This is a genomic window from Streptomyces sp. BE20 (assembly GCF_036322525.1).
In the GTDB taxonomy this organism is placed as follows: Bacteria; Actinomycetota; Actinomycetes; order Streptomycetales; family Streptomycetaceae; genus Kitasatospora.
In genome coordinates this window covers 1-376 of record NZ_JAQYWW010000509.1, presented here as the reverse complement: position 1 = coordinate 376, position 376 = coordinate 1, and the positions used below count along the sequence as shown (strand labels likewise).

Below are 376 nucleotides of genomic sequence, written 5' to 3'. Positions count from 1 at the left end.
GGGCTCCCAGTGGCCCGGCATGGCCGCCGCACTCCTCGACACCGAACCCGTATTCGCCGAGAAGATCACCCAGTGCGAGAAGGCCATCGCCCCACACGGCGACTGGACACTCACGCGGCAGCTGCGCGACACCGAGCCGCTGGAGCGCTTCGACGTCGTCCAGCCCGCCCTGTGGGCGGAGATGGTCACCCACGCCGCGCTCTGGCAGCACCACGCCATCCACGCCGACGCCGTCGTCGGCCACTCCCAGGGCGAGATCGCCGCCGCCGTCGTCGCCGGCGCCCTCACTATCGAAGACGGCGCCGCCGTCGTCGCCCTCCGCAGCCGGGCCCTCGACGCCATCGCCGGTGACGGCGGCATGGTCTCCGTCCGGCTC

1 protein-coding gene is annotated in these 376 nt (G+C 73.1%); it reads left to right on the top strand.

Annotated elements, in window-relative coordinates:
- A partial coding sequence (locus tag PUR61_RS08010) for an acyltransferase domain-containing protein (protein WP_329877175.1) occupies positions 1-376 on the top strand: 376 nt, incomplete at both ends.